Source organism: Exiguobacterium sp. SH31 (assembly GCF_001816105.1).
GTDB classification, from domain to species: domain Bacteria; phylum Bacillota; class Bacilli; order Exiguobacteriales; family Exiguobacteriaceae; genus Exiguobacterium; species Exiguobacterium aurantiacum_A.
This window is the reverse complement of sequence record NZ_LYTG01000031.1, coordinates 45,276-51,725: the sequence shown is the minus strand read 5'-3', so window position 1 is coordinate 51,725 and position 6,450 is coordinate 45,276. Positions and strand designations below refer to the sequence as shown.

The window sequence follows — 6,450 nt, the reverse complement described above, 5'->3', positions numbered from 1 at the left end:
GCTTTTTATGTGCACTCATGCGAGCGAACTTTCTCGCTCGGCTAATTCGTATTGGAGTATGTACGTCAATTCTACATGTACTTGATCTGAAAAGTTAGTCTTTCTGACGTGCGTACGTGGTCGTAATCCACATTCCAAAGCAATATCGATGATTGTCCGGATCTGATTTTCCGTATAAAAACGTTTGCGTCCCATCGTGAACGGGGTCGGCGGTAACACGCCGTCCGTCTCCCATTTGATCAACTGTTGCTGGCTGCGTGGGATGCCGGCAACGGTGAAGGCGCGACTCAATTCTTTAAGCGGATAGACAATTAAATGGCGCCCGTTATATTGAAATGGTTTACCTAGTTCGGGACGATATGCATCCCATTCGGTCGCAAAGAACGTTAAATCGATCGTGTCAACTTCAAATTGAGCGGAAGGAATTGGCGTGGCGAGTGCGATGTCTAAGTTGTTCATCTAGTGTTAGCTCCTTCTTCAAGTCTGCCGGGTAGTAGTACCCTCCCTCGTATAGTACCCTATTTTCAAAAATTTAACTGTTCATTTTTTGAAAGCGTGGCAATGAATTTATGGGACTTTCGATGCGGTTGTAAAATTTACACAACGTCTATAAAAATACCCTAAATGGTATGGTGATGCAAGTCATAGGAATGATTTGAGACAAACATAGCGACTGCTTGGCGATGTGGTTCAAAAGTCACGGTTGGAACATTTACGATTTTTGAGCAAAACGGTTTCTTCATCGGTTAATAAGGGCGAAGGAGGTGAGACATATGGCAGTGTATCGAGAATATGCAAGCGTTTTTTATCTCGACACGAAACGGCTCGTTGACGGCAAGGAAAAACGTCAGCTCGTCCGCTTCGGTCCGCTCGGTGCGCGGATGGAGACCGAGGAGATCAAACAGTTTGGCGACTTGTTGATCCCGTTCCTCGCGGTTGAATCCGCTACGTACGTCGTGTCGCGTGAGTTCCACGTGACGGTCTAAATTGGAGGCTCCCACTTATGCTAATACCCCCTCGTCCCGCCGCTCACAATCGGCACGATGAGCAGGTGGTCACATGAGCTGGCCCGAACTCATCTCAAACCTCGGATTCCCGATTGTCGTCTCGCTCTATCTGCTCCATCGGATCGAGACACGTCTTGAGCGGATGATTCAGCTGCTCGAACGTCTGGATTCCACCTATCCATCTGAATCGTAACCACTCCCCGAAAGGAGCCATCCCCTTATGGCACAGCTGACAGAAAAGAAAGCCACGCTCGTCCTGACGACGCACCATGACCTCGAAAGTTTGAAACCGACGAAGAAGACGCAACGATTCGGTCCGATTCGCGCTGCGCTCACGGCAGATGTTGCCGACTCATACGGTCAGCTCATGCTCGATCTTCTCGAACATGAAGATTTCACCGTATCGGTCGTCCGCGAATACGACTTAGCCTAATCCACTCACATTCTAAGGAGGAAATGAATCATGACTGAGACAAAACTAGAGATTGCCTTTTTGGACACGTTTAACAAAGTTGCCCGCTTCCGTTTGAACAACGTCAAACAACCGGTCGACCCAGCGAAAGTGCAAGCGCTCGCCGACTTCATGGTCGCGAACGACCCTCTCGGCAAAAACGTCGTCAAGTGGACCGAAATCAAGATGATCGAAGGTACGGAGACTGTATTGAACATCCAATAACCGAACCCGGAAGGTGACTGAGTTTTCAGTCATCTTTTTTTATTTTGGTCAATTCACTTTAAACTTCTCGACTTCAAGACGATAAATAATGAAACGTTGTACTTGAGAGGGGAATACATACATGGCATGGAAAGAAAAATGGGCAGCGGCTGTACGCCGATTGAACCTGCGTCGCATCGATGTCCGCCGCTTTACATGGAAACCGAAACAACGGAAACGACAAAAAGTAGAAGTACCCGCGTCTTCGGGGAAAGGCCTGACGATTCGCAAAAAATTATGGGGACTCGTCATCCTCGCACTCGTCATGGTCGCCGGTGTCGGCGGCTACTCGCTGTTGTCACTCGCCGACGCGAACCGTCAAGGCGACGATGTCGTCAACAATTGGAATAAAGGGCTCGACTACGCCCACGAACTGAACACGCTCGCCGCGAACTATCGTGCACTCGAACTCGAGCATATCGTGACCGAGGACGCGGCCGGAAAAGAAGAATTGATGGCGAGACTGAAAGAGATTCGGACCCAAATCAATGAACTCGCTCCGAAATATGAGGCGACAGCGTCAGGTGAGACCGATAAAGAACTGTTCGCCAACTTCGCTCGCCAATGGGAGATGTATCAACGCGTGTCAGACAACATGCTCATTTTTAGTACATCGGGCAACAACGGCATGGCCCGCTCGTACTACGATGCCCAGTCCCGGTCTACATATGATAATTTTACGCAACGCCTGACCGAACTCGTCGATTACAACTCAGAAGGCTCGCGGCAAGTCGGGGCGGACATGGAGCGCGAGTTTCAACAAGCGCTCATCGCCTTGCTGGCCGTGACGGTTGGAGCGATCGTGATCCTCTTGTTCCTTGGGATGAGTCTACTTCGTTCAATCATCAAGCCGATGCGGATGCTTCAGACGAAATTCGATGAACTGGCATCGCAAGGCGGCGATTTGACGGTGTCGATCCCGGTCACGTCGAACGATGAGATCGCGCAAGTGAGCCGTTCATTCAACGTTTTTCTCGCTTCGCTTCGTGAGATTATGATCGATGTCGACGAGACGGCAAAAGTCGTGCTCACATCGTCGCGAGAAGTCGCCGCGGAAGTGACCCAATTGAGCCGTTATATGGAAGAGACGTCAGGTACGGTCGAAGAACTGACGGCCGGGATGGAAGAGACGGCTGCTTCGTCGCAAGAGATGAGTGCCTCGACGACCGAGATGGGCAGCTCGATCGATACGATCGTCGATCTCTCGAACGATAGTGCCAAAACAGCTGGACATGTCGAACAGCGTGCCCACGCGATGCGCACGCAAGCCATCGCCTCGAAGACGGAAGCGAACGCCATCATCCAGAAAAAACGCGTCGAGCTCGATGAGGCGATCAAAGGTGCCCAGTCGGTCGAAGAGATCCGCGTCTTGACGAGTGCGATCCTCACAATCGCCGACCAGACGAACCTGCTCGCCTTGAACGCATCGATCGAGGCGGCCCGGGCCGGTGACGCCGGGCGAGGCTTTGCCGTCGTCGCGTCAGAGATCCGTAAGCTCGCCGAGAACTCGCGTCAAACTGTGAACGAGATTCAAGCGGTGTCGAATACGGTCATCGATTCGGTCGAACGGCTCAATACGAGCTCGGCAGATATGCTCACGTTCTTGAACACGAACGTGCTCGCCGACTACGACCGGCTCGAGGAATCGGCAACGCAGTACGAAGAGGACGCTACCGTATTCGGCAAGACGGCGAATACGTTCGAGACGAACGCGTTGCAGCTCCGCCATATGACTGACAGCATCTTGCACGTCATCCAAGAAGTCGCAACGACCGTGACGGAAGGAGCGGACGGAACGCAGTCAATCTCAGAGAAAGTCCAACTATCCGTCGAGCGGTTCAACGATGTCCAACAACGGATGAACGAGACGGAACAGCGGGCGTCCGAACTATCGAATCGCGTGTCACAGTTCAAATTGTGAGACAGGACCACAGTCAAACGACTGTGGTCTTTTATTGTGACAAAAATTGGAACATAAAACTGTTAAAGGTAGTCAATAAGAAGTCAGACTTCTTTTATTTGGTACATATTAGGTTTTGTTATCCGATATAAGAGTGGCAATACAAAATTAGAGAGAAGTAGAGGTGGGAGAGGACGTGTTCCTCAAAAGAGATGAAACGATTGAAAACACTGTCATTAACGCAAAAATTATTTAGTGGTATCGGACTTATTTTATTGTTCGTCGCGTTCGGCATGGGTTATAACTTATGGACGCTTCAAAATATGACGAATCAGTATGAAGACATGATCAGCCAGGACGTGATGAAGATGAAGGCGGCCGACGACCTGTCGCTCGGCATGACGCGTCAGGCGTATGGACTGCGAGGTTACATACTCGAGCAAGATGACTCGCGTCTCGAAGCAGAGAAACGCGGGTCAGAAGATAAGAAACAGGCGATTCAGACACTCATTGAACTTGCCGAGACGAAAGAAGAGCAGACAGAACTCGAGAATCTTTTAGCCTACGCAACCGGCTATGATGAGTTAGCCACCCAATTGATTGCAGCAATCGATGACGGGGACGAAGAGTCGATCGACCGACTCGCGCTTCGACTCATGCCGGATGTGACAGCGTCAATCACGGAGACGGGCGAGCGGTTACAAGCCGAGTCAGAGGCGGAGATGTTCGAGCAGCAACGAAGACTTGAAAAGTTAGGTGAGAAGGCAGTCTTGTACTCCACAGGAATCGCGATTCTCATCTTGCTCCTGACAATTGGGGCCGGTTACGCCTTGAAACAAATGGTGACCGTTCCGCTCCGGATGTTGTCAGACGAAGTCGCCGTCGTCGCGAATGGCGATTTGACACGCGCCGACTTGGACGCGCTGACGCGTGACGAGATCGGGCAGCTCATGGTCGGATTTAACCAAATGAAAGGCAACTTGCGTGAGTTGATCAATGAAGTGAACCGTAACGCCCAAGAGATCACGGCGCAATCGGAAGAGCTTTACGCCAGTACGGAAGAGATGTCGTCGCAAACTGAAGAGACGACTCGGATGATCGAGGCGGTCGTCGAAGAGACGATTCAACAAGCGAAAGAAGCGACGGGCAGTGCCAAAGCGGTCGCAGCGGCCGATGAAGGCGTCGAACAGATCGCCCGTTCAATCGGTACGATCAGCGAAGACGTCGCGATGAGTCTAAAGCTCGCTGAACAAGGGGACGAGACGATTCAACAAGCGAAACAAGAAGTGCTCGCCCTTGAAACCGAGACAAGAATGACCGGGGAATCGATCGCGGCGTTGAAACATCAGTCAGACGAGATCGCCTTGATCACGGAAGTCATCCAGTCGATCACGGACCAGACAAACTTGCTCGCCTTGAACGCGGCCATCGAAGCGGCCCGGGCCGGTGAACAAGGCAAAGGGTTTGCCGTCGTCGCCGAAGAAGTCCGGAAACTCGCCGAACAGTCGAAACAGTCGGCCGCGCGCATCGCCGGATTGATCGAATCGATCCAAGTCCAATCAAACGCCGTGCTCGCAAGGCACGAACTCAGTGCGAAGCGGGTCGAGGCGAATACAAAACTGTTGGAGAAAGCGACAAACGCGTTCCAGCAAATCGTCGTCCAACTCGAGACGTCGGTTGAGAACACGTTGCATATTCGTGTCGCCTCAAACGAGATCGCTTTGACGACAAAACAAGTCGCCACGGCCGCCCTCGGGATTGCGACCGAGAGCGAACAGATGGCGCAGACGATGCGTTCGGTCGGCGAGACAGCCGATTCACAGCTCGCTATGATCCAAGAGTTGAACGGCGTCGCCGAGTCACTCGGGAACATGACGGGAGATCTGCAGACGTTGATCGGAAAATTCAATACGTGACTTTAGCCGTCCTCGGACGGCTTTTGGACGTTCAAAGGATTGACGATGCTACGTTTCGGGAATGACGGGATAGAACGCATTTTAGATGGAAAAGGGGAATTTGAATGAAATATACGGTCATCACAGGGGCAAGTTCAGGCATCGGCTACGAGGCGGCGAAGCAGCTTGCCAAGCAAGGGAAATCGTTCGTGCTCGTCGCGCGTCGCACGGACGAGCTTCAAAAATTGCGTGACGAGATCAAGTCGATCTCACCAGACAGCGACGTCATCCTCAAAACGAATGACTTGTCATATAGTGAAAACGTCTATGCACTCTATGAGTCGCTCGCCGACCTCGATATCGAGACGTGGATCAATAACGCCGGGTTCGGGGACTCGAATCTTGTGAAAGACGCCGAAGTCGGGAAAATGGAAAATATGATTCGTCTAAACGTCGAGGCGCTGACCGTCTTGTCGAACTTGTACGTCCGGGACTACCACAAGGTCGAAGGGGCGACACTCCTAAACATTGCCTCGGTCGTCGGCTACCGCATCGCGGCGAAAGGGGTCACGTACAGCGCGACGAAGTTCTTCGTCAGCGCCTACACGGAAGGCCTCGCCCAAGAACTTATCCAAAACGGCGACAAGTTGCGGGCGAAAGTGCTCGCACCGGCTGCGACCGAGACCGGATTCGCGAGCCGGGCCCGCGAGGAAGAGAACTTTGATTACAGTGAGAACGTCGCGAAGTACCATACGGCCGAAGAGATGGCCGAGTTTTTAGTTCAATTGCTTGAGAGCGATCAAACTGTCGGCATCGTCAATCACGAGGACTACTCATTTGAACTGCGCGGACCGATTCACCCGTATATGGGGTGAGTTAGACAGCGTTCAATACCATAAGCAGACGACAGCCCGAACTCTTTAAAAGAGTTCG

8 protein-coding genes are annotated in these 6,450 nt (G+C 51.9%); 7 read left to right on the top strand and 1 reads right to left on the bottom strand.

What is annotated here, in order from left to right; translation table 11 throughout:
* Positions 1–15: 15 nt before the first annotated feature.
* The gene (locus A6395_RS05320) at positions 16–459 is read right to left on the bottom strand and encodes a MerR family transcriptional regulator (RefSeq protein ID WP_071398191.1); all 444 of its coding nucleotides are present in this window, start codon (positions 457–459) and stop codon (positions 16–18) included.
* 314 nt (positions 460–773) lie between these two features.
* Between A6395_RS05320 and A6395_RS05315 the strand changes: the two genes are divergently transcribed.
* The 7 genes from A6395_RS05315 (at position 774) to A6395_RS05290 (ending at position 6,392) form a co-directional block, all read left to right on the top strand.
* Positions 774–986: a hypothetical protein gene (locus A6395_RS05315; RefSeq protein ID WP_071398190.1), complete on the top strand. Its 213-nt coding sequence runs from the start codon at positions 774–776 to the stop codon at positions 984–986.
* Positions 987–1,059: 73 nt separating this feature from the next.
* On the top strand, positions 1,060–1,200 hold the full coding sequence (locus A6395_RS15690) for a YvrJ family protein (protein ID WP_016510821.1): 141 nt from the start codon (positions 1,060–1,062) through the stop codon (positions 1,198–1,200).
* A gap of 27 nt (positions 1,201–1,227) precedes the next feature.
* Entirely contained in the window at positions 1,228–1,440 is a 213-nt protein-coding gene (locus A6395_RS05310; RefSeq protein WP_071398189.1) for a hypothetical protein, read from the top strand.
* 30 nt (positions 1,441–1,470) lie between these two features.
* The gene (locus A6395_RS05305; RefSeq protein ID WP_071398188.1) at positions 1,471–1,683 is read left to right on the top strand and encodes a DUF2922 domain-containing protein; all 213 of its coding nucleotides are present in this window, start codon (positions 1,471–1,473) and stop codon (positions 1,681–1,683) included.
* A gap of 121 nt (positions 1,684–1,804) precedes the next feature.
* The gene (locus A6395_RS05300) at positions 1,805–3,643 is read left to right on the top strand and encodes a methyl-accepting chemotaxis protein (protein WP_071398187.1); all 1,839 of its coding nucleotides are present in this window, start codon (positions 1,805–1,807) and stop codon (positions 3,641–3,643) included.
* 191 nt (positions 3,644–3,834) lie between these two features.
* Positions 3,835–5,538, top strand: coding sequence for a methyl-accepting chemotaxis protein (locus A6395_RS05295; protein ID WP_084812954.1), 1,704 nt, complete (start codon positions 3,835–3,837; stop codon positions 5,536–5,538).
* Between the two features lie 104 nt (positions 5,539–5,642).
* A complete protein-coding gene (locus A6395_RS05290; protein WP_070328482.1) occupies positions 5,643–6,392 on the top strand; it encodes an SDR family NAD(P)-dependent oxidoreductase in 750 nt (249 codons plus the stop codon).
* Positions 6,393–6,450 lie beyond the last annotated feature (58 nt).

Coding starts and splice junctions, on each gene's coding strand:
- A6395_RS15690 (WP_016510821.1), top strand. CDS start 1,060: ATGAGCTGGCCCGAACTCATCTCAAACCTCGGATTCCCGATTGTCGTC.
- A6395_RS05290 (WP_070328482.1), top strand. CDS start 5,643: ATGAAATATACGGTCATCACAGGGGCAAGTTCAGGCATCGGCTACGAG.
- A6395_RS05295 (WP_084812954.1), top strand. CDS start 3,835: ATGAAACGATTGAAAACACTGTCATTAACGCAAAAATTATTTAGTGGT.
- A6395_RS05300 (WP_071398187.1), top strand. CDS start 1,805: ATGGCATGGAAAGAAAAATGGGCAGCGGCTGTACGCCGATTGAACCTG.
- A6395_RS05305 (WP_071398188.1), top strand. CDS start 1,471: ATGACTGAGACAAAACTAGAGATTGCCTTTTTGGACACGTTTAACAAA.
- A6395_RS05320 (WP_071398191.1), bottom strand. CDS start 459: ATGAACAACTTAGACATCGCACTCGCCACGCCAATTCCTTCCGCTCAA.
- A6395_RS05310 (WP_071398189.1), top strand. CDS start 1,228: ATGGCACAGCTGACAGAAAAGAAAGCCACGCTCGTCCTGACGACGCAC.
- A6395_RS05315 (WP_071398190.1), top strand. CDS start 774: ATGGCAGTGTATCGAGAATATGCAAGCGTTTTTTATCTCGACACGAAA.